General features: G+C 70.6%; 15 protein-coding genes, 1 tRNA gene and 1 pseudogene. 8 read left to right on the top strand and 9 right to left on the bottom strand.

The features are described from left to right. Positions 1-60 precede the first annotated feature (60 nt). A complete protein-coding gene (locus OG338_RS13400; RefSeq protein WP_405937558.1) occupies positions 61-507 on the bottom strand; it encodes a hypothetical protein in 447 nt (148 codons plus the stop codon). Positions 508-667: 160 nt separating this feature from the next. Here OG338_RS13400 and OG338_RS13395 point away from each other — a divergent pair, with 160 nt between their 5' ends. Next, entirely contained in the window at positions 668-2,761 is a 2,094-nt protein-coding gene (locus OG338_RS13395; RefSeq protein ID WP_405937557.1) for an NB-ARC domain-containing protein, read from the top strand. Here the strand turns inward: OG338_RS13395 and OG338_RS13390 are convergent. Continuing rightward, positions 2,749-4,362 (bottom strand): translation initiation factor 2, encoded by a 1,614-nt coding sequence (locus OG338_RS13390; protein WP_405937556.1) that lies wholly within the window; start codon positions 4,360-4,362, stop codon positions 2,749-2,751. The genes OG338_RS13395 and OG338_RS13390 overlap by 13 nt on opposite strands. A gap of 389 nt (positions 4,363-4,751) precedes the next feature. Between OG338_RS13390 and OG338_RS13385 the strand changes: the two genes are divergently transcribed. Continuing rightward, positions 4,752-6,920: an NB-ARC domain-containing protein gene (locus OG338_RS13385; RefSeq protein ID WP_405937555.1), complete on the top strand. Its 2,169-nt coding sequence runs from the start codon at positions 4,752-4,754 to the stop codon at positions 6,918-6,920. On the opposite strand, the gene OG338_RS13380 is transcribed toward OG338_RS13385, so the two are convergent. Then, positions 6,860-8,623 (bottom strand): hypothetical protein, encoded by a 1,764-nt coding sequence (locus OG338_RS13380; RefSeq protein WP_405937554.1) that lies wholly within the window; start codon positions 8,621-8,623, stop codon positions 6,860-6,862. The two genes, OG338_RS13385 and OG338_RS13380, sit on opposite strands and share 61 nt — an antisense overlap. Positions 8,624-9,199: 576 nt before the next feature. Between OG338_RS13380 and OG338_RS13375 the strand changes: the two are divergent. Then, positions 9,200-9,699: pseudogene (locus OG338_RS13375) on the top strand (GlxA family transcriptional regulator); the annotation flags it as partial. A gap of 11 nt (positions 9,700-9,710) precedes the next feature. Here OG338_RS13375 and OG338_RS13370 read toward each other — a convergent pair. Next, the gene (locus OG338_RS13370; protein WP_405937553.1) at positions 9,711-10,358 is read right to left on the bottom strand and encodes a peroxiredoxin-like family protein; all 648 of its coding nucleotides are present in this window, start codon (positions 10,356-10,358) and stop codon (positions 9,711-9,713) included. Between the two features lie 129 nt (positions 10,359-10,487). Here OG338_RS13370 and OG338_RS13365 point away from each other — a divergent pair, with 129 nt between their 5' ends. After that, the gene (locus tag OG338_RS13365) at positions 10,488-11,081 is read left to right on the top strand and encodes a TetR/AcrR family transcriptional regulator (protein WP_405937552.1); all 594 of its coding nucleotides are present in this window, start codon (positions 10,488-10,490) and stop codon (positions 11,079-11,081) included. 153 nt (positions 11,082-11,234) lie between these two features. Here the strand turns inward: OG338_RS13365 and OG338_RS13360 are convergent. Then, positions 11,235-11,308, bottom strand: a tRNA-Pro gene (locus tag OG338_RS13360). Between the two features lie 95 nt (positions 11,309-11,403). Continuing rightward, on the bottom strand, positions 11,404-12,345 hold the full coding sequence (locus OG338_RS13355; RefSeq protein WP_405937551.1) for a metallophosphoesterase: 942 nt from the start codon (positions 12,343-12,345) through the stop codon (positions 11,404-11,406). 79 nt (positions 12,346-12,424) lie between these two features. Between OG338_RS13355 and OG338_RS13350 the strand changes: the two genes are divergently transcribed. Beyond that, a complete protein-coding gene (locus OG338_RS13350; protein WP_405937550.1) occupies positions 12,425-12,889 on the top strand; it encodes a GatB/YqeY domain-containing protein in 465 nt (154 codons plus the stop codon). 86 nt (positions 12,890-12,975) lie between these two features. Here the strand turns inward: OG338_RS13350 and OG338_RS13345 are convergent, their stop codons facing one another. Then, on the bottom strand, positions 12,976-15,219 hold the full coding sequence (locus OG338_RS13345) for a transglycosylase domain-containing protein (RefSeq protein WP_405937549.1): 2,244 nt from the start codon (positions 15,217-15,219) through the stop codon (positions 12,976-12,978). 519 nt (positions 15,220-15,738) lie between these two features. On the opposite strand from OG338_RS13345, the gene OG338_RS13340 reads away from it, so the two are divergent. Next, entirely contained in the window at positions 15,739-16,092 is a 354-nt protein-coding gene (locus OG338_RS13340) for a WhiB family transcriptional regulator (protein ID WP_018102132.1), read from the top strand. 52 nt (positions 16,093-16,144) lie between these two features. Here OG338_RS13340 and OG338_RS13335 read toward each other — a convergent pair whose 3' ends face one another. Both OG338_RS13335 and OG338_RS13330 read right to left on the bottom strand, forming a co-directional pair. Continuing rightward, positions 16,145-17,455: an ArsA family ATPase gene (locus OG338_RS13335; protein WP_405937548.1), complete on the bottom strand. Its 1,311-nt coding sequence runs from the start codon at positions 17,453-17,455 to the stop codon at positions 16,145-16,147. Next, positions 17,452-18,441, bottom strand: coding sequence for an ArsA family ATPase (locus OG338_RS13330; protein WP_405937547.1), 990 nt, complete (start codon positions 18,439-18,441; stop codon positions 17,452-17,454). Before OG338_RS13330 ends, OG338_RS13335 begins: the two co-directional genes overlap by 4 nt. 82 nt (positions 18,442-18,523) lie before the next feature. On the opposite strand from OG338_RS13330, the gene OG338_RS13325 reads away from it, so the two are divergent. Both OG338_RS13325 and OG338_RS13320 read left to right on the top strand, forming a co-directional pair. After that, positions 18,524-18,682: a DUF4177 domain-containing protein gene (locus OG338_RS13325; RefSeq protein ID WP_003991873.1), complete on the top strand. Its 159-nt coding sequence runs from the start codon at positions 18,524-18,526 to the stop codon at positions 18,680-18,682. After that, positions 18,682-19,152 (top strand): RidA family protein, encoded by a 471-nt coding sequence (locus OG338_RS13320; protein ID WP_405937546.1) that lies wholly within the window; start codon positions 18,682-18,684, stop codon positions 19,150-19,152. Before OG338_RS13325 ends, OG338_RS13320 begins: the two co-directional genes overlap by 1 nt. The last annotated feature ends 89 nt before the right edge of the window (positions 19,153-19,241 follow it).

The following is a 19,241-nucleotide window of genomic DNA, read 5'->3' as shown; positions in this document are numbered from 1 at the left end:
CCGGGCGGCTCGATCCGGGCGCCTGACAGCCCTGAGCCCTGGCAGGCGTGTCAGGGCTCGTTACCGGTCGTCCCTCTCCGGTGAGGTCGCACTGCGCGTCATGTTGAAGGTGAGGGCGGCGATGTCCCGGCTCTGGACCGCGGTGGCACCACTTTCGATGTTGCCGCCGATGTTGTTGTGCACGTCGCCGCCAGAGGGACCGGCCTGAGCCCGCTGCCACCACTCTTCCAGCAACGTGCGGAACTCGCTGTCCATCGCCGCTCGTACACCGAGGGCCGTGGCCAGGGCCTGAGCGCGCAGCGGGTCGGCCGGCTCTCCCGCCAGCGAGGCGACTTCGAGTTCGCCGGAGCTGATCCGGGCCGCTGCGCCGTCGTCCGTCCCCTGTGCCGTGCCACGCCCGAACGGTCGTCGCACCAGTGCGGTGAGTCCCTGCCACGCTTGGCGGCTCGCTTCGCCGCCGAGTCCGCCGGCCAGCGAGGTGAGGGCCGCTGCGGTGATCGGGTCCATGCTTGGCTCCCTCTTTCGCGGTGTTGGGCGCTGGATCTCCTCAACCTTAGGTCGGCCGTCCCGCTGACGGAGGAATTCCGGTACGTCTGGTCCGGGCGCGGCCTGTCGTGGCCGGTTCTCACGCATCGTCATGTATGCCATGTGCCACTACTGTTGGCGCATGGCGGAGGAGACACGGAACAGCCTGGACGGGCGAGCAGAGGCCGTTGTCCAGGCAGGGCGCATCGGCGAGCTTCATCAACACTGGCACGAGGGGGTCTCCCCGGCACGGTCCATCCCCTTCCAAATCCCGCCCGCGCTGTCCAGGTTCGAGGACAGAACCGGCGAGCAGGAGCGCATCTCCCGTGCGGTCGAGGAGCATTCACCGCAACGTGGCCCCCTGGTCGTCGCACTGACCGGGATCGGAGGCATCGGCAAGACGGCGCTCGGATTCCACATGGCCCGAGGACTCGCTGACAGGTACCCGGATGGTGTGCTCTACGTGGATCTCGACGACCTGCGCCGGGACGGTGTCGTCGAGCTCTCGGACGCTGTCGGAGAGCTCCTGACCAGCCTGGGGGTGCTGCCGGAGTGGCTGGAGAAGTCCTTCGGCGGTCGGACCAAGCAGCTCTGGACCAGCACGCGGGACAAACGGCTCATCGTGGTCATCGACAATGCGCGCGTCGGGACGGAGGTGCTTCCGCTCCTGCCTGCCTCGGGCGGCAGCCTGGTGATCGCCACCAGTCAAGGCGCCTTGTACGACCTTGAGGGCACGGCGGCGGTCGAGGTGCCGGTGGGCCCCCTCTCCGTGGACCACGCGATGCTGCTCCTTGGTCACCTCGTCGACGATCCCCGGCTGATGGCAGAGCCGGCTGCCGCGCTCGATCTGGCGCGGGGTTGCGGTGGCCTGCCGGCGGCGATCCAGGTGGCCGGGCAGTGGGTGCGCAAGTACCGCAGGCGCAGCTTGTCCCGGCTCGTCGCGGACCTGACAGCCGAGCTGAACGGTAAGGGCATTCCCATGGTCGAAGCCGTCTGGGACGCCGCGTACGCTGCCCTGTCGCCGGAGGGGGCGCGCCTGTACCGCCTGCTGCCCCAGCATCCAGGCCCCGTCATCGAGGTGCCGGCCGTCGCCGTGCTGCTCGGCTGCGGTCCTGTTCTCGCGGGGGACGCACTGGAGGAGCTGGAGCACGCGGGACTGCTGGACGGCCGGCCCGAGGGATGGCGCATGCACGGCCTCCTGCGCGGACATGCCGACCGCCTGGCGCGGCAACGGGATCCGGACGGGGCGGAGCGGGCAGCGGCCCGTCGGTCACTGACCGTCTGGTACCGGCGACAGGCTGCCCGCGCGGACCTGCTGGCAGCCGGAGCCCGTATGACGTTCGCCGGGATTCCCGAGCCGACGGCCGGAGACGCCCCGGACATCGAGTTCACCGGCAAGCCGGAAGCACTGCGCTGGCTTGAATCCCAGCGCCACGCCTTGTACGGATGTGTCCGGACGGCTTTCGAGGAGGGGTTGTACGAGGACGCCTGGGCGCTGTGCGAGCCGCTGTGGACCCACTTCCTCGACCACCCGCACTACGCGGACGTCACCGACGCGTTCCGTACGGGTGTCGCCGCCGCCGACCGCGCGGAGTACCTGCCGGCCATGGTCCGGATGAGGTGCCAACTGGCCCGCCCGTTGTGGGAGCAGAAGCGGTACGAGGAGGCTGCCGAACAGTTGCGGCATGCCCTCAACGCCGCGGAGGCTCTGGGAGGGGCGGCGCCGGAGCGGAAACTCGCGGCCTCGGCAGTGGAGTTCTGCGGTCTGCTCAAGGCCGAGGCCGGGGACTGGGCCGGCGCGACTGCGGACTTCGAGGCGTCGAAGGCGATCCACGAGAGCATCGACAACGCTTACGGCGTGCTGTTGCAGACCTACCTGCTGGGGCGGACGGCACTGCGCAGCGGGCAGTACCAGGAAGCGGTCGCCCTGCTCCGCGAGGCTCACGACATGGCCTGCGGACAGGAGCGGGAACGCATGACGGCGCGGACGGGATTCGAGCTGGGCCGCGCCCTGCGGCTGAGCGGCTGTCCGGAGCAGGCCGACCCTCTGGTCAGGGCTGCGCTCGAAGGTGCCCGCAGGCGCGATTCCCGTACCGATGAGGTCCGGGCCCTGGAAGAGCTCGCCGTACTCGCGGACCTGCGCGGCGAAGCGCGTGCTGCTGAGGCTCACCGGACGGCGGCACGTCTCATCGAGATCGAATACGGAGCAGTTGCCTCCGAGAGTCAGAACTCGTAGTCGAGATCATCGGCGTCCGCGCGGGCCAGGTCTACGCGGACGCTGATCGGGCCCGTGTCGCACAGCAGTGACACGGGCAGTGGGTGTGCGGTGTTGCGACTCAGCCAGGCGTGCACGGCGGACGCCACGGCCGTCGGATCGGCGTAGGAGACCCGGCCCGCCTCGTGGTGCGGCACGATGCGGAGGCTCACGGCCCCGGCGGTGCGGTGCCTGAGCAGGCAGCGCCGGCGAGTCAGGACCGCGACGGCCGTCCGGCAGGACTGAGCGTCCGCCAAGACGCGAGCCGTCCAGCCTCCCGCCGTCCAGGCGGTGGCGTGGGCGTGGGGGGAGCCGTCGGCCCGGCGCCACAGGACGGCCGCGCTCTGGGTCTCGCGGAGTCCGGCCCCGGGGTACTCGGCGGCCACGTGGTGCACGGACTCGCGGGTATGCGGAGGAAATCGCTCCAGTCCGATCCGGTCCTCCGACACCTCGGCCCGTACGGCGAAGGCTCGTGGCCGAGCGGGGACGACGGTGGGCGGGGGGAACGCGCGGGCTTCCAGCGGGCCGTTCGGTGGGCTGAGCTCCAGCAGCCGGTAGAGGTGCCGCCGGAGCAGGGACAGTGCCTGGCCGCGGTGGGAAAACGCACGGGAGGCCGGTCCGCGCGTGTCCAGGGCCAGGGCGGCCCGGAGCGCGTCCGGCAGCTCCGTGGCGGCCGGGAGGCGGGGAACGGCGGCCAGCAGTTGTGCCATCGGGCTGTCGGGGAGCAGCTCGTGCCCGCCGTCGTACGCGTTGATGACCGGATGGCCGAGGGCTGCGGCGTAGAGCGCGGTCGAGCCGTGGTCGGTGACCACGGCGTCCGCTGCGACGAGCAGCGCGGCCCACTCCTCGTACGGGCGGGGGAGGACGAGGCCGGCCGCGAGGGCGGGGGCGAGTCCGCGGGACAGGTCGAGCCCCCCGGTGCGGCTGTACGCGTTGGGGTGGAGGGCCAACGCGACTTGGAAGGAGTCGTGCGGCAGGAGCGTGCAGAGGTCGGTGGGCAGGCCGGGCCGTCGGGCCAGCAGGGATTCGGGTCCCCACGTGGACGTGAGGACGAGCAGGGTACGTGGCCCGGTGCCGATGGCATCCCGGAATTCAGCCCGGAGCGGTTCGGAGGCGATCAGCCGGTCCAGCGTCGGATCACCGACCACCGCGGCACGGCGCGCGTGTGCGGGGCTGTTGTGCTTTGCCAGCCGCCTCACCTGTTCGTCGTGCGCCAGGGCGTGCAGGTCGGCCAGGGGTTCGCCCCCGGGCAGCAGGTAGTGGGGGTCGAGACCCGAAGGGACGCCCGCCGAGCCGTCGTCGGCGATCGACTTGTTGAAGCCGGCTCCGTGCGGTAGCAGTGCCCGGGGGCCCGCCAGTCGGCGGAGCGCCCCCTTCGGGCTCGCGGCCAGGATCAGGTCATGTCTGGTGCGGACGGCCTCGTCCCAGCTGAGGGTGCGGGCGCCGGAGCGGTCCAGGGCAGCAAGGGCGTCGATGTCGAAGTCCGAGCCCGGTATCAAGGTGAACCGGGTGGTGATGCGGCGGTCGCCGTCGAACACGGGCAGCACGTCGAGGAGCCGGTGCAGGGCACTGGCGGAACGCACCGCGACGAGCACTGCCCGCTGCTCGCTGCTCGCTGCTCGCTGCTCGCTGCTCGCTGCTCGCTGCTCGCTGCTCGCTGCTCGCTGCTCGCTGCTCGCTGCTCGCTGCTCGCTGCTCGCTGCTCGCTGCTCGCTGCTCGCTGCCCGCTGCCCGCTGCCCGCTGCCCGCTGCCCGCTGCCCGCTGCCCGCTGCCCGCTGCCCGCTGCCCGCGAAATTGTCGATTCTACCAGTGGCGGGCGGCTGTTGAGGTGTGGATGACGAGGACGGTCCGGGGACGTCACGGGGAGCCTGGCGTGGCATGTTGCTGATCGTAGCGGGCTCAAAATCCTCCCTCTCCTGCACGGGTCCAGTACGGTGACTACGGGCTGGAGATCCCGAGAGGCGGTGGTTCATGGGCACGCAGGACGGTTCGGAACGCCCAGGGCAGCCGGGCATCTCGAACGACCTCTCCGGCAGCGTGCAGGGGCAGCTCGCCCAGGTCGGCGTCGTCCACGGCGGCATCACGTTCAACTACCACGTGGACCGCGGCGCAGCGCCGGACCGGCGCCCCGACCAGGTCCCGCGCCCCCCTCGCGGATTCGTCGACCGCCGGCAGCCGTTCGCCGAGCTGGACGGTTTACTTGCGTACGGGGACTCGGCCGACTGCCCGATCGGCGTTTTCAGCGGGCTCCCCGGGATCGGCAAGACGGCCGCCGTCTGCCAATGGGCCCACACCAACAAAACACGTTTCCCGAGCGGTCAGATCTTCATCGACTTCACGGCGCTGCGCGCCGGCATCGGCGGGGACGTCTCGGAAGCCCTCGCCATCTGCCTGCGCGCCCTGGGCGTGAGCGACCAGTACCTTCCCGCAGGACTTGCCGACCGTACGGCCCTCTACCGGGACCTGTCCGCCAAGCACCAGATCCTGGTGGTACTGGACGACGTCACTCACGCGGCACAGGTGAAACCGCTCGTTCCGCAAGGACCGGGCAGTGCCGTACTGGCGACCAGCACGTGGCGCCTGGGTGAGCTCGTGCTCGACGGCGCTTCCCTCCTCCCGCTCGAAGTCCTCGGGGCTGACAGCTCACTGGAGCTGCTGTCGGTCCTCTGCGGCCCCCAGCGCGTCGCTGATGAAGCTGAGGCCGCGGCCCGGTTGGCCGACCTCTGCGGCGGCTTGCCCCTCGCCCTGCGCATTTGTGGCGCGCGGCTGCTCTCCCAGCGCCGCCTGACAATCGGCGCGTTGGTCACCGAACTCTTCGACGAGCAGAGCCGCCTCAGCCGCATCACCGTCTCCCCCGCCCACGAGGAGCGCACCGTGTCCGCAGCCCTCGAACTCGCTTATCGTGACCTCCCCGAATCCGCCGCCCGCATGTACCGGGTGCTCGGCCTGCTGCCCGGCCTGAGCTTCGACGCTGCCGTCGCCGCGGTGGCGGCCGGGCTGGACACCGTGGACCGGGCCCAGGACGCGCTGGACGTACTCGAGGCCGCGAGCATGCTCGCGGTGACGGACGACGGCAGGTACGCCCTGCACGGCCTGGTCCGACTGCACGCCCGCGACACCGCCCGCGCACTCGACCCACCCGACTCGGAGAGAGACACGGTTCGCCGGGTCGCCGGCCACTACCTCGCGCTGACCGCTGCCGCGGATCTCGCGGTCCGGGCCGACCGGCTCCGGATTCTCCGACTCGCCGGAGACGCCGGTACGTCAGTCGCCGGTGTCGCAGGGCCGTTCGCCGGGGGGACGGACCCCGGCCGCGATGCCATCAGCTGGCTGGAGGCCGAACGCGCCAACATCCTTGCCGTGCTCCGGGCCGCGGCCGGCTTCGAGCTGGACCGTACAGCGTGGCAGACGGCCGAGGCATTCACCGTCCTCTTCCTCCACCACCGGCATGTCGCGGACTGGCGGGAATCCCTCGAACTGGGCGCCGAAGCGGCTCGACGCGACGGCAACCCGGCCGCCGAGGCCAGGCTGCGCAGCCTGCTGTCCCGGCCGCTGCTCGACCTGGGCCGGGACGAGGAGGCCAAGGCGCAGCTCGATCTGGCCGAGCAGCGTGCTGTGGAGTCGGGCCACTTGGTGCTCCAGGCATCGGTTCAGGAGTTCCTCGGCCGCTACTGGGACGCGCACGATCCGGCCCGGGCGGTGGATGCCTACCGTGCCTCGCTAGCCCTCAACGCCGAGGCCGGAGAAGAACGCGGCGAGGCCCTGGCCCGCCACTTCCTGGGCTGCGCGCAGGGCGCGGCCGGCAACCATTCGGCGGCCCTGGCCTCCCTCGCCCGGGCCCGGGAGGCGTTTCTCGCCCTCGGAGACGGGCGGATGGCGGCGCGGTCGTTGGCCGCCACCGGTCGGGTCCTGGCCCGCACCGGTACCCGTGCCCAGGCGGCGGACACCCTGTCCCGGGCCGCGGACGACCTGCACGCGGTCGGTGCTTCGCATTACGAGGCCCAAGCCTTGGAGGACCTGGCAGACCTCCTGGACGATCCGGCGGAGGCCAGGAGCTGCCTGCAACGCGCGCTAGCGGTCTACGAGGAGGGCGGTAGCCCTCGCGCGGCGGCGGTTCTGGCCCGGCTCGCTGTCGGCTGACCCGTGGCCGGGGGCAGCCCACGGAGCAGCAGCCGCTGCCGGCGTGTGCCGTGGACCACGACCACGTCTGTGGCATGGAGCGGGATGCCGAGCCGCAGGCATGCGTAGACCGCAGCAGCAGCCGTGCCGGGGTCGGCGCCCGGTCCCTCGGCGGTGCTGACGTGGAGCAGCTGTCCGTCGCGTACACCGACGGTGCAGCCGTCCACGCCGGGCAGCGCTGCGATCCGGGCACCGGGGAAGTCGGCCAAGAGGGATGCGACGCGCTGTCGCCCCGCTTCCGAGGAGAGGACCTCGGAGGACGAGTGGATGACCGTGGCACTCTCAGTGAGTCGGGTGTCCGGCTCGTCGATGTCGCAGGCCAGGTGCCACAGGGCTGTGTCGGTCTCGGTCGTCCTTTGTGCGAGTGCCGCGGGGAAGCGGCGGACATTCACCAGGAGTTCGATCCCGCCGTCTTTGACGACGGAGGTGTGCACCATCAGCGACCGGGCCCGCCCCGGTGCCGGGGCCGGAATCGAGAAGGCCCGCGGACCGCGGCCGGGGTGGTGGGGCTGCTTCGGCTGCGGGAGTGCGAGAAGCTCGTAGACCAGCTCCCGGAGCCTCGGGACGGCCTGCCCGGGCTCGGCGAAAGCTGCTGCGGTCACCGCGTCGTACCGGTCCGGCCGGTGGTCCGCCCACGCCGCCGCCAGCTGAGACTCCAGCGGCTGATCCGGGGTCAGCTGCCCGGCCGCCGTGCGCAGCGCGCTCCCGGCGGTCCCGGGCACGGCCTCCGAGCCGTACGCGCCGAGCAGTACGGGGCATCCGATCGCGGCTCCGTACAGGGTGACGGACCCGTGGTCCCCGACCACTATGTCCGAGGCCACGAGGGCCTGCTGCCAGCCGGCCGTGGGATCGACGATGATCAGCCCGGCCTCCAGAGCGGTCTGCTGCATGACCCGGACCTGCCAGGCTCCGTGCCCGGACCAGACGTTCGGGTGCAGCACCAGCGCCACTCGGAACTCGTCCGCCGGCAGCTGGGACAGCAGGTCCGCCGGAAGCCCCGGCCAGGACCCGGCCAACGACTCCTCGCCCCAGGTCGACGAGACCATGACCAGTCGCTGGCCGGGCTGCATGCCCAGGGCGGCGCGGTAGCGCTCTCTCCACCGGACGCTCGCCCGGAGCCGGTCGAGACAGGGGTCACCGATCAGGACCGTGCTGCCGGCCGTGCCGGGGTGGGCGGCGGCCAGCTGGGATTCCTGGTCGGGCTGGGAGACGGCGAGCCGGGCCCGGCCGGCCGCCAGCAGGTCGTCGTGCACCAGTCCGGACAGGCGGGTGCCCGGCCCGGCGGAATCGGGGACCTGCTTGTGGAAGCCGACCCCGTGCGGAAGCACCAGGACCGGGTAGTCCCCGTGTGGCACCTTGATGTTCTCGGAGGCGGAGACGAGCAGGTCGGGCTCGATCTCGGCAAGCTGGGACCACGGGAGCGTACGGCAGCCCAGGGAACGGAGCAGGTCGAGCACGCCGTTGTTGAAGGCGGAGGTGGGGTCGTAGGCGAAGACCACGGTGATCCGCGGGTCGTCGTGGACGATCTCGGGCACCACGTCCAGCACGCGCACCAGCGACGTCACCGTCCGCGCGGCGACCACGATCGTGCGTTCGCCGCCGAAAGTCCGCCAGCGTACGGCGTCGGGCCCCACGGGAACGAGAATGCGCTCGTCGGACTCCATCGTGTACCTCCGCCCGAGGGCAGCATCGCACACCTCCCGGCTCCCGGCTCCCGGCTCCCGGCTCCCGGCTCCCGGCTCCCGGCTCCCGGCTCCCGGCTCCCGGCTCCCGGCTCCCGGCTCCCGGCTCCCGGCTCCCGGCTCCCGGCTCCCGGCTCCCGGCTCCCGGCTCCCGGCTCCCGGCTCCCGGCTCCCGGCTCCCGGCTCCCGGCTCCCGGCTCCCGGCTCCCGGCTCCCGGCTCCCGGCTCCCGGCTCCCGGCTCCCGGCTCCCGGCTCCCGGCTCCCGGCTCCCGGCCAGCGTTTATCACGCCCATGACTGCTCGGCAACCGTTTCACCACCTTCTCCCCGCTACAGGCTACTGCGCTGACGGTTCAAGGCCGGCCGCCGCCGCTGACAACGTCCCTTGTGCTGGGCTCCCAGCCGAGTGACTCGTCCGGGTCACCCTCAGGAGTGAAGCTCCGACAGGACCTGAACCGGTATGCCTGCTGCGGGCGTGGCGTGTGCCGAGGTTGGCGACTCCCACGTCGCCTTCCAGACGGCATCGCCCCCCTACGGAGGGCTTCACATGGCGATCGAGGCCACCGGTGCCGGAACCGGTGCGGGCATCGACCTGTGCCTGCACTGGGTGCGCCGCGACCACGACGCCGCCTACGCCGCGCGGATCGCGCGGAACATGGTCCTGCCCCCGCACCGGGAGGGCAGCCAACTCCAGTACGCCGCGCAGCCCGCCCTGGCGAGGACGGACGAGTTGCTGGCGCCCTCATTGAGTGGGCCGCGTCCCGCCTCGGCGCTCCGCTGACCCCGGACCGGCTCGCCGAACGAGCCGGTCTTTCCAGCCGGACCCTTGCCCGGCGCTTCAGCGAACACCTCGGCGTCAGCCCGGGTCAGTGGCTGCTGAGGCAACGCCTGGAAGCTGCCGGGGTGTTGCTGGAGCAGACCGACCTTCCGGTCGAGGCCGTCGCCACCCGTGTCGGACTCGCCTCGGCGGTCAACCTGCGCCGCCGCTTCCAGGCACATCCGGGCACCACGCCCGGCGCCTGCCGGCGCGCCTTCAGCCGGCCCCGGGCGACTGCCTGACGGGCAGCGCCTCAGCGCAGAGTGTCGAGCGCGGCGATGATGTCGGCCGGTTCGGCGCGCTTGGTGTAGTCGGTGTCGGCGAACGCCCAGCGGACGGTGCCGTTCTGGTCGATGACGTACGTCGCGGGCACCGGAAGGGTGCGCGGGTGACCGCCGTTGACCCGGTGGAGGTCGAAGCCGAGCTTGTCGTAGACGGCGGCGAGGTCGTCCGGCAGGTCGAAGGCGAGGCCGTATGCCTTGGCGGTGTCGGAGCCGGCGTCGCTGAGGACAGTGAAGTCCAGGGCGTGCTTCTCGGCCAGAGACAGTGACTCGTCGGGGATCTGCGGGGAGACGGCAACGAGTTGGGCACCGCGGTCGGTGATGCCGGTGTGGTGCTGTTGCAGGGAGCGCAGCGTGAGGTTGCAGTACGGGCACCAGGCACCGCGGTAAAAGGTGAGCACGACCGGGCCCTGCGTGAGAAGTTGACCGAGCCCGACAGCCTTGCCGGTCGCGGAGGGCAGCGTAAAGCGCGGGGCCTGCGCACCGGCGGTGAGGGCGTGGTTGATACGGCCGGAAGCGGTGAGTTCGGCGCCGGCCCGCCGCATGATCTCGCGGACCTCGGCGGGGATCTGCTGCTGGCGGGCTTCGTAGAAGGTGCGCAGTTCTGCGTTGAGGGTCATGAGGTCGGTGTCCTTCCTGTGTGGGGACAGGCGGAAGAAAGCCGCCCGCTATCTTGGAACACTCGTTTCAAGATAGCGGCCCGAGCAGTATCTTGGAACCACTGTTCCAAGTTGGTGGTGAGGTGAGGCATGGCGGACATCAAGCACTTCGATCCCGACGCGACGCTGGAGACGGTGGTCCGCCTGTTCTGGAAGCAGGGCGTGGCGGCTACCGGAGTGCAGGACATCGTGAACGCCACGGGGCTCAACCGCTCCAGCCTCTACTCCACGTACGGCGGCAAGCGGCAGCTGTACCTCGCCGCGCTGAACCGCTATGTGGCGGCTCGCTCGCAGCCCGTTTTCCGGCAGCTCGCCGAGGACGGGCGGGGGCTGCCCGCGATTGCGGACTTCTTTCTCGGCCTGATCGACGCGCGTACGTCGGGAGAGCACGCGGGCTGGGGCTGCCTGGTGTCCAACGCGCATGCGAGCGCGGAGAGCGACGACCTGGAGGTACGTGCCGTCCTCGACCGGCACCACCAAGGACTGTGCGACGCGCTGCGTGCCGCGCTCGAAGCGGCAGGGCGGGATGGACAGTTGGCGCCTTCTGCCGATCCGGTCTCGGCGGCTGATCTGCTCGCGCTGCTCGCGTACGGGGTGAACCTGCGGTCGCAGGCGGGCGGCGACGCACGCTCCCTGCGCCGCTCCGTCGACGCGGTTCTCGACTCGCTCCGAGCCCCGGGCTGATTACGGAGTACGGCCCCGCACCGCCCGGGGCGCCGCCGGCTCGTCCCGTTTCGGTTCCTGAGCGGTTCCCTGGAGTGTCCCTGCCCCTGCCCCAAAACCCGGAAGGGGCCCGACCCGCTAAGCGGATAAGGCCCCTGACCTGGTACTTCACTGTCGGGGTGGCGGGATTTGAACCCACGACCTCTTCGTCCCGAACGAAGCGCGCTGCCAAGCTGCGCTACACCCCGATCGCCGCCGGTCTCCCGGCGACATCGACAACTCTAGCCCACCGGCGCCCGGAGACGAAATCCGGTTTTTGTCGTGATCGGCGAGGGTGGGCCGGTCAGGCGTTCCGGGGTGTCAGGGTGAGCAGGGTCGCCTCCGGGGGGCAGGCCAGGCGGACCGGGGCGTAGCGGCTCGTACCGCAGCCCGCCGAGACGTGGAGGTAGGAGCGGTTGCCGCCGGAATGGTGGGTGGAGAGGCCCTTCACGCGGTCCGTGTCCAGGTCGCAGTTGGTGACCAGGGCGCCGTAGAAGGGGACGCAGACCTGGCCGCCGTGGGTGTGACCGGCGAGGACCAGGGGGTAACCGTCCGTCGTGAACGCGTCCAGGGAGCGCAGATACGGGGCGTGGACCACGCCGATCGAGAGGTCGGCGCCCGTCTCGGGGCCGCCGGAGACCTCGGCGTAGCGGTCGCGCTTGATGTGCGGGTCGTCCAGGCCGGTGAAGGCGAGCTCCAGGCCGTCCAGCTTCAGGCGGCCGCGGGTGTTGGACAGATTGAGCCAGCCCGCCTCGTCGAAGGCGTCGCGCATCGGCTCCCACGGGTTGTGGACGACGCCGGTCGCCGGGGCGTTGCCGTTGAGGCCGTGCTTGCCCGACGCCTTCTCGAAGAGATAGCGGACCGGGTTGCGCAGCTTGGGGCCGTAGTAGTCGTTGGAGCCGAACACGTACACGCCCGGGAGCTCCATCAGCGGGCCGAGCGCGTCCAGCAGCTCCGGCACGGCCTCGGGGTCGGAGAGGTTGTCGCCGGTGTTCACCACGAAGTCGGGGCGCAAACCTGCCAGGGACTGGAGCCAGGCGCGCTTTTTGCGCTGTCCGCTGACCATGTGCACGTCGGAGACCTGGAGGACGCGCAGCGGGCGCGCCCCGCGCGGAAGCACCGGGACGGTGACCCGGCGCAGGCGGAACGACCGGACCTCGAAGCCTGCCGCGTAGGCGAGACCGGCGGCGCCGGCCGCGGCGGTGACCGCCGTGATTTTCAGGGGTACTCCGTAGCGTGCGCGCATGCGCCCATCGTCGCAGACGGCGTACGCCCGCAGGAAAACAGGCGGGCGCCGGGCGCCCCGCACCTGCCACAATCACTTCATGACCACGCTCAAGTCCAAGCTCAAGGAAGACCTCACCACGGCCATGAAGGCGCGTGACGAGCTGACCTCGTCCACGCTCCGGCTGACCCTCACCGCGATCACGAAGGAAGAGGTCGGCGGCAAGGCCGCCCGCGAACTCTCCGACGACGAGGTGCAGAAGGTGATCGCCAAGGAGGCCAAGAAGCGCCGTGAGGCCGCCGATGCCTTCGCCAAGGGCGGCCGGACCGAGCAGGCCGAGCGGGAGAAGCAGGAGGGCGCGATCCTCGACGCGTACCTCCCGCAGCAGCTGGGCGACGAGGAGCTGACCGCGATCGTGGCCGCCGCCGTCGAGGAGGCGAAGGCCGCCGGGGCCGAGGGCCCGCGTGCGATGGGCGCCGTCATGAAGATCGTCAACCCGAAGGTCGCGGGGCGCGCCGACGGCGGCCGGGTGGCCGCCGCGGTAAAGAAGCTCCTCGCGGGCTGAGCGAAGGCCGAGCCGGCCGCGTACGAATGAGGGCGGGGCGCCCCGGATGATCCGGAGCGCCCCGCCCTCGTATGCGTAACGGCTGATCAGGGGCCGTTCGTACCGCCGTCGTTCTGACCGCGGCCGTGGCCGTTGTTGCCGCCGAGGATGTCCGGCGGGATGCTGATGCCGGGGAACGGGTTGTCGTCGTCGCCGGGCTTGTTGTCGCCCGGCTTCTTCTTGTCCCCGCCCTTGTTCTTGTCCTTGTCCTCCTTCTGCTTCGCCCGCGGTACGTCGACCGGGTTGAAGGAGGGGGTCTCGGACGGGTTCAGGGCGCCGGTCATCGCCGTCTTCCAGATCGGACCGGGCAGGCAGCCACCACAGACCTTGTCGTAGTACTGGCCGCCGATGACGATGTCGGTCATCTCGTCCTGGTGGGCGCCGTCGCTGCCGACCCATACCGCTGTGGACAGGTTCGGCGTGTAGCCGACGAACCAGGCGTTCTTGCGCCCGTCGGTGGTACCGGTCTTGCCCGCGTTGTCGCGGTCGCTGAGGCCGGCCTGCGTACCGGTGCCGTCCTCGACGACGCCCTTGAGCATCTGGTTTATGGTGTCGGCCGTGTGCTCGCTCATCGCGCGGTTGCACCGCGACTTCGGCACCTCGACCGCCTTGCCGTCCGGCTTGGTGACCGAGAGGATCGCGACCGGCGTGCAGTACGTGCCGCGGTTGGCGAAGGTCGCGTACACCGACGCCATGGCCAGCGGGGTCGACTCCTGCCCGCCCAGCGTGGTGTTGGCGACCTCCAGCAGCGGCTTGTTGTCGCCGCGTTCGTAGCCGACCTTCTTCGCCATCGCGAGCGTCTCGCAGAGGCCGGTCTTCTCTTCCAGTTTCGCGAAGTAGGTGTTGATCGACTTGCCCAGCGCGCTGGTCATGTCGAACATGCCCTTCTCCGTCTCCGTTTCGTTCTGCACCTCCCACGGGTCGTCGTCCGTGGGCGCCCCGGCACAGGTGCGGAAGGCGTCGGCCGGCAGACTGATCTTGCGCGGGGTGTCGAAACTCTGCGCCGGGCTGATGCCCTTCTCCAGCGCCGCGGCCGCGGTGATCGGCTTGAACGTCGACCCGACCTGGAAGCCGGCGTAGCTGCCGCCCATCGCGTGGTCGACGGAGAGGTTCAGCACGGTCTGGTGCTTGGACCCGTCGAGACCGTACGGCCGGGACTGGGCCATCGCCAGGATCCGCCCGGTGCCGGGCTGGACCTGGACGACCGCGTCCGCGATCTTGTCGTCCTTGTTGACCCGGGAGACGGCGGCCTCGTTGGACGCGGCCTGCGACTTCGGGTCCAGGGTCGTCTTGATGGTCAGACCGCCGGTCGCCCAGAGCTTGGCGCGGTCCTTCTCGGTCTTGCCGAAGGCCGGGTCGGTCTTGACGATCTTCGAGACGTAGTCGCAGAAGAACCCGGCGCCGCTGACGGCGGTGATGCAGCCGTTCCGCGGCCGCTTGACCTTCAGCTTGATCGGGGTGTTCTTGGCCTTGTCGGCCTCTTCCTGCGAGACCTTGCCGATGTCCGCCATCCGCTGGAGCACGGTGTTGCGGCGCTTGGTCGCTTCCTCCGTGTCGTTGATGGGGTCGTAGCGGCTGGGCGACTGCACGATCCCGGCCAGCAGCGCCGCCTCCTCCAGCTTCAGGTCCTTCGCCGACTTGGAGAAGTAGCGCTGGGAAGCCGCCTCGACGCCGTATGCCTGCTGCCCGAAGAAGGTGATGTTGAGGTAGTTCTCCAGGATCTTCCGCTTGCCGAGCTCTTCCTCGACCTGGATCGCGTACTTCAGCTCCTGGACCTTGCGTCCCAGCGTCTGCTGGGTGGCCTCGGCGACCTTGGCCGGGTCGTCGCCGGCCTCCTCCACGAAGACGTTCTTCACGTACTGCTGGGTGAGGGTCGACGCGCCTTCCGCCGTACCGCCCGCCTGAACGTTTCGGTTGAGCGCGCGCAGGATGCCCTTGAGGTCGACCGCGCCGTGCTCGTAGAACCGGGCGTCCTCGATCGCGATGATCGCGTTCTGCATGTACGGGGAGATGCTGGTGAGCGGCACCACCGTGCGGTCGCGCGAGTAGACCGTGGCGATCAGGCCGCCCTTGCTGTCGAGGATCTTGGTGCGCTGGCTCAGCGGCGGGGTCTTCAGGTTGGCCGGGATTTCATCGAACCCGTCGACCGTCCCCTTGGCCGCGAGGCCCAGTGCTCCGGCCGCCGGCAGCGCGATGCCCGCCAGGACGACTCCGGAGAGTGCGGCGACACCGAGGAACTTGGCGGCCTGCTGGGTCGTGGTGAGACCCCCGCCCGAGCGCTTCTTTGGCATGGGGGCAGCCTAATCCGTAGATATGAGCGTTCCGTAGGACCGGGGGTCTCTCGGAGAGTTCGCGTACCGGACCGTGACATTCGGAACCGGCGTGGGTGCCGCGCCGCGGCCGCCGGACCTGGTGGCATGGTGGCGCGAAGGGGCTACGTTCCCATTCGCCGGACACACGGACATGCCTTGGCCTAAGCTGCTCTCAACTGTCACAGCGGTCCGGTTCCGTATCAACCCCCGTGCACGATCCGGCCACACGTCCGGCGCTCCCGAAATCGCCCCGTGTGTCACCGAACGTCCGAAGCGGTTCTGGCAGACTGTCCCGATTCTGACGGGATAGTCCTTCATGTCCTCACCTCACTCCCCTGGGTGATCTGCCGTATACGCATAGTCCGTTCGGGCCATTCAAGATTGGGCCCGAAGGGGGTGTTGTGCTGTCGCCACTTTCCGTAACGTCCTCAACTGGCAGCGGTGAATATGCCGCTGCCGCCGTGGGGGAGCCTCGATTCGGGAGAGGACGGCGCCGGGATGGGCTGGGTAACCGACTGGAGTGCGCAGGCAGCCTGCCGCACTACTGATCCGGATGAACTGTTTGTACAAGGGGCAGCGCAGAACAGGGCCAAGGCGGTGTGCACCGGATGCCCGGTGCGGACCGAGTGCCTGGCCGACGCGCTGGACAACCGCGTCGAATTCGGCGTGTGGGGCGGGATGACCGAGCGGGAGCGCCGTGCGCTGCTGCGCAGGCGGCCGACGGTGACGTCCTGGCGCCGGCTGCTGGAGACCGCCCGCAGTGAGTACGAGCGCGCCTCGGGCATCCTGCCCGTCGCGATCGGGCTGGAGGGCAGCGAGGAGCTGCACGAGACGTTCGCCGCCGTCGGCTAGTCCCCGGCGGTTCGTACGTTGTACGGCTTACGTAGTACGAGGGGCTGGGCGGCTAACCGGTCGCGAGACGGTCCCCGATGGCGCGCAGGCCCGAGAGGTCATGGACGTCTCCGGGCAGTGCGGCCACGGCGGTCACGGCCACCTCGGGGTGCAGTGCGGTGAAGCGGTCGCGTGTGTTCTGTTCGCGCGCGACCACCTGCATCCGCTCGGCATGCAGACGGAGCAGGCTCGCGGTCAGCTCTTCGGTTGTGACGGCCGACGCGCCGCCGGGCCGGGGTCCGGAGTCCGTGGTGGGTGCGTGCCCGGCCGCGGGGGAGTCGGCGGGCTCACGAAGTCCAGCCTTCCCGGCCGCCTGATCCACAATGCCGTCGGTTTCAAGATTTTCTGCCTCAAGTTTCTCCGCGCCGGCGAGCGCCTGCTCGGCGGAGAGCCGCGCCGCGTCGCTGCCGTGGACCCGGTTGAGCACCAGCCCCGCGAGCGGCATGTCCTCCGCGGCCAGACGCTCCACGAAGTACGCCGCCTCGCGCAGGGCGTCCCGCTCCGGAGTCGCGACGACGAGAAACGCCGTACCGGGTGCCTGAAGGAGTTTGTATGTGGCATCCGCCCGGGTACGGAAGCCGCCGAACATGGTGTCCATCGCGGCGACGAACGTCTGTACGTCACGCAGGAACTGACCGCCCAGCAGCTTGCCCAGCGTCCCGGTCATCATCGACATGCCCACGTTGAGGAACTTCATCCCCGCGCGGCCACCCATCTTCGCGGGCGCCATCAGCAGCTTGATGAACTTCCCGTCCAGGAAGGACCCCAAACGCTTCGGGGCGTCCAGGAAGTCCAGCGCGGACCGCGACGGCGGTGTGTCCACGACGATCAGGTCCCACTCGTCCCGCGCCCGGAGCTGCCCCAGCTTCTCCATCGCCATGTACTCCTGCGTGCCCGCGAAGCCGGCCGACAGGGACTGGTAGAAGGGGTTCTCCAGGATCGCGCGGGCCCGATCGCCGTCCGCGTGGGCCTCCACGATCTCGTCGAAGGTCCGCTTCATGTCGAGCATCATGGCGTGCAGCTCACCGGAGCCCTCGATGCCCTTCACCCGGCGCGGCACGTTGTCCAGCGAGTCGATGCCCATGGACTGGGCGAGCCTGCGGGCCGGGTCGATGGTGAGGACGACGACCTTGCGGCCGCGCTCCGCCGCCCGCACCCCGAGCGCCGCGGCGGTGGTCGTCTTGCCGACGCCGCCGGAACCGCAGCAGACGATGATCCGGATGCCCGGGTCGTCGATCAGCGCGTCGGTGTCCAGGGCCGGCACGGGCGCCGCCGCTTCGGTCCCGGCGCCGCTTCCCGCCCCCGCCTTCGTGTGCGCTGTCATGAACCCGCCCCTCGTCCGGCTCCCGCTCGGCCCGCGCCCTGTTCGCGGAGGGCGGCCGCCAGGTGGTCGAGCCCGGCCCGGTCCACCCCCTCGCCGATCAGCGGCAGCTCGTACCCCGGCAGACCGAGCCCGGCCAGCACGCCGCGCTGCTCCCGCTCCAGCGCGACCCGCTGGGTGTGCTCGGCGGCCTGCTCGACCAGCGGGCGTACGAGCCCCGCCGCACCGGTCACGCCCGTCCGCGTCAGCGTCTTGGCGATCTCCTTGCGCCGCCCGCCCACCGTGGCGCGCAGCGCCTCCCCGTCCAGCAGCTGCGGGCGCACCATGTTCACGATGACCCGGCCCACCGGCAGCTCGGCGGCGCGCAGCTCCGCGATGCCGTCCGCGGTCTCCTGGACCGGCATCTCCTCCAGCAGCGTCACCAGGTGCACCGCGGTCTCCGGGGACTTCAGCACCCGCATCACGGCCTGCGCCTGATTGTGTATCGGGCCGATCCGGGCGAGCCCGGCCACCTCGTCGTTCACGTTGAGGAAGCGGGTGATGCGGCCGGTCGGCGGGGCGTCCATGATCACGTAGTCGTAGACGAACCGGTTCTGCCGGTCCTTGCGGCGGACCGCCTCGCACGCCTTGCCCGTCAGCAGGACGTCCCGCACCCCGGGCGCGATGGTGGTGGCGAAGTCGATCGCGCCGAGCTTCTTGAGCGCCCGGCCCGCGCTGCCGAGCTTGTAGAACATCTGGAGGTAGTCGAGAAGCGCCAGCTCCGCGTCGATGGCGAGCGCGTACACCTCGCCGCCGCCCGGAGCGACGGCGATCCTGCGCTCCTCATAGGGGAGGGAGTCCGCCTCGAAGAGCTGGGCGATGCCCTGTCTGCCCTCGACCTCCACGAGGAGGGTGCGCCTGCCCTCGGCCGCGAGGGCGAGCGCGAGGGCGGCGGCGACCGTGGTCTTACCGGTACCGCCCTTGCCGCTGACGACCTGGAACCTGCTCACGTATTCGAGCCTAACCAGTCGCACCGCAGGCTACGCACGAGGCTGCGCGTGCCCCGGATTGCGCAGGCATTACAGTCGGGCCATGACCAAGTGGGAATACGCGACCGTGCCCCTTCTCGTGCACGCGACCAAGCAGATTCTGGACACCTGGGGCGAGGACGGCTGGGAGCTGGTCCAGGTCGTTCCCGGCCCGAACAACCCCGAGCAGCTCGTGGCCTACCTGAAGCGGGAGAAGCAGTAGTGGCGGGCACCGTCGAGGCGAAGCTCGCCGAGCTCGGACTGCCGCTGCCGGCCGTCGTGCCGCCGCTGGCCTCGTACCAGCCGGCCGTGCGGTCCGGGGTGTACGTCTACACGTCCGGTCAGCTGCCCATGGTCGACGGCAAGCTGGCCGTGACCGGCAAGGTCGGCGCCGAGGTCACGCCTGACGAGGCCAAGGAGCTCGCGAAGACCTGCGCGCTGAACGCCCTCGCCGCCGTGAAGTCGGTCGCGGGCGACTTGGACCGGATCGCCCGCGTCGTGAAGGTCGTCGGCTTCGTCGCCTCGGCCACCGACTTCACCGGCCAGCCCGGTGTGATCAACGGCGCGAGCGAGCTGCTGGGCGAGGTCCTCGGGGACAAGGGGGTGCACGCCCGCAGCGCCGTGGGCGTCGCCGTGCTGCCACTGGACGCGCCGGTCGAGGTCGAGATCCAGGTCGAGCTGACCGGAGCCTGATCCGTACCGTCTCCGCCCCTGATCCCGTCCGGTCGTGAGGACCGGGCGGGATCTTGCGTGTACACGCCATGTACGGATCCGGGCACCCC

Origin of the sequence: Streptomyces sp. NBC_00726 (assembly GCF_045161735.1) — a bacterium.
In the GTDB taxonomy this organism is placed as follows: domain Bacteria; phylum Actinomycetota; class Actinomycetes; order Streptomycetales; family Streptomycetaceae; genus Streptomyces.
This window is presented reverse-complemented; position numbering and strand designations above follow the sequence as displayed.

Excerpts from the sequence above, each read along its gene's own strand:
- OG338_RS13400 (WP_405937558.1), bottom strand. The coding sequence starts at position 507 with ATGGACCCGATCACCGCAGCGGCCCTCACCTCGCTGGCCGGCGGACTC.
- OG338_RS13395 (WP_405937557.1), top strand. The coding sequence starts at position 668 with ATGGCGGAGGAGACACGGAACAGCCTGGACGGGCGAGCAGAGGCCGTT.
- OG338_RS13385 (WP_405937555.1), top strand. The coding sequence starts at position 4,752 with ATGGGCACGCAGGACGGTTCGGAACGCCCAGGGCAGCCGGGCATCTCG.
- OG338_RS13380 (WP_405937554.1), bottom strand. The coding sequence starts at position 8,623 with ATGGAGTCCGACGAGCGCATTCTCGTTCCCGTGGGGCCCGACGCCGTA.
- OG338_RS13370 (WP_405937553.1), bottom strand. The coding sequence starts at position 10,358 with ATGACCCTCAACGCAGAACTGCGCACCTTCTACGAAGCCCGCCAGCAG.
- OG338_RS13365 (WP_405937552.1), top strand. The coding sequence starts at position 10,488 with ATGGCGGACATCAAGCACTTCGATCCCGACGCGACGCTGGAGACGGTG.
- OG338_RS13355 (WP_405937551.1), bottom strand. The coding sequence starts at position 12,345 with ATGCGCGCACGCTACGGAGTACCCCTGAAAATCACGGCGGTCACCGCC.
- OG338_RS13350 (WP_405937550.1), top strand. The coding sequence starts at position 12,425 with ATGACCACGCTCAAGTCCAAGCTCAAGGAAGACCTCACCACGGCCATG.
- OG338_RS13345 (WP_405937549.1), bottom strand. The coding sequence starts at position 15,219 with ATGCCAAAGAAGCGCTCGGGCGGGGGTCTCACCACGACCCAGCAGGCC.
- OG338_RS13340 (WP_018102132.1), top strand. The coding sequence starts at position 15,739 with ATGGGCTGGGTAACCGACTGGAGTGCGCAGGCAGCCTGCCGCACTACT.
- OG338_RS13335 (WP_405937548.1), bottom strand. The coding sequence starts at position 17,455 with ATGACAGCGCACACGAAGGCGGGGGCGGGAAGCGGCGCCGGGACCGAA.
- OG338_RS13325 (WP_003991873.1), top strand. The coding sequence starts at position 18,524 with ATGACCAAGTGGGAATACGCGACCGTGCCCCTTCTCGTGCACGCGACC.